Here is a 1,230-nt window from a genome sequence, read left to right as displayed (position 1 = left end):
CCGTGCGCGCCCGGCCCATCGCCTCGTCCGAGACGGCCTTGGCGACGATGTAGGCGACGGCGTCGCGGTTGACCCCGCTGGCGCTGCCGAGGAAGCGCAGCTTGGCCGTCTGCAGGGGGACGAAGACGACGTCGTCCTGATCCGGCCCCTTGGCGTCCAGTACGCCCACCACCTCGAACGGCACGCTCATGATGCGCACCTCGGTCCCCACCGGATTGTCGCCCCCGAACAGCTCCTTGGCCACGACGCTGCCCAGGATGGCGACCTTGGCGGCGGTGTTCTGCTCGGTGCCGTTGAAGCTGCGCCCGGCCGACACGGGCCAGTCGCGCACGAGGAAGTGCCCGTTCGTGGTGCCATTGACGGTGGTGTTCCAGTTCCGGTTCTCGCGCACGATCTGCGCGGACCCGGACAGGGATCCCGCCGCGGCGCGGACCTGCGGCACCTGCGCGAGGATCGCGTCGACGTCGCCCTCCGTCAGCGTCAGGCGGGTGCCGGCCTTGAGCCGGACGCCGTCCTTCTTGGCGGTTCCGGGATTGATCATCAGGACGTTGGCGCCGATCGCCCGGATCTGGTCGGCGACCCGCCCCTGCGCACCGCTGCCGATGGCCAGCACCGTCACCACCGAGGCGACGCCGATGACGATGCCCAGCATGGTCAGGAAGCTGCGCATCGGGTTCAGGCGCAGGGACCGGAGGGCGACCAGCAGCGTCTGGGAGAGGTTCATGCAGCCTCCACCCGTCTCGGTCCCTGGCGCACGTCGCCGACGACCTGTCCGTCGCGCAGGTGGACCGTGCGCGCACAATGGGCCGCAACGGCGGCGTCGTGAGTGATCATCACCACGGTCTGCCCGCCGCGGTTGAGCTGGTGGAACAGGTCGAGGATCTCCGCGCCCGTCCGACTGTCCAGCGCCCCGGTCGGCTCGTCGGCCAGGAGGACCGCCGGTTCACCCACCAGGGCCCGGGCGATCGCTACCCGCTGCTGCTCGCCCCCGGAGAGCTGTGAGGGGAAATGCCGCTCCCGCATCGACATGCCCACCGCCTCGAGGGCGGCCCGGGCGCGCAGGCGGCGCGGACGCGACGCGATGCCGGCATAGATCAGCGGCAGCTCGACGTTCTCCACCGCGGTGCTGCGGGGGAGCAGGTTGTAGGATTGGAACACGAAGCCGATCCAGTCGCGGCGCATTCGGGCTCGGGCGTCGTCGGACAGGCGCGCCGTGTCCTCGCCATCGAG

Annotated in this window: 2 protein-coding genes; both read right to left on the bottom strand. The window is 70.9% G+C overall.

Annotated features, from left to right (window positions below):
* Window positions 1–724: ABC transporter permease (locus tag MFF58_RS31655; protein ID WP_238294287.1), on the bottom strand; the 724-nt coding region annotated here is incomplete at its 3' end.
* On the bottom strand, window positions 721–1,230 hold a 510-nt coding region (locus MFF58_RS31650), incomplete at its 5' end, for an ABC transporter ATP-binding protein (protein WP_238294285.1). The genes MFF58_RS31650 and MFF58_RS31655, both read right to left, overlap by 4 nt.

The organism is Methylobacterium longum (genome assembly GCF_022179385.1).
Taxonomy (GTDB): domain Bacteria; phylum Pseudomonadota; class Alphaproteobacteria; order Rhizobiales; family Beijerinckiaceae; genus Methylobacterium; species Methylobacterium longum.
The sequence above is the reverse complement of the archived record's forward strand: the minus strand, read 5'-3'. Positions and strand labels throughout refer to the sequence as shown.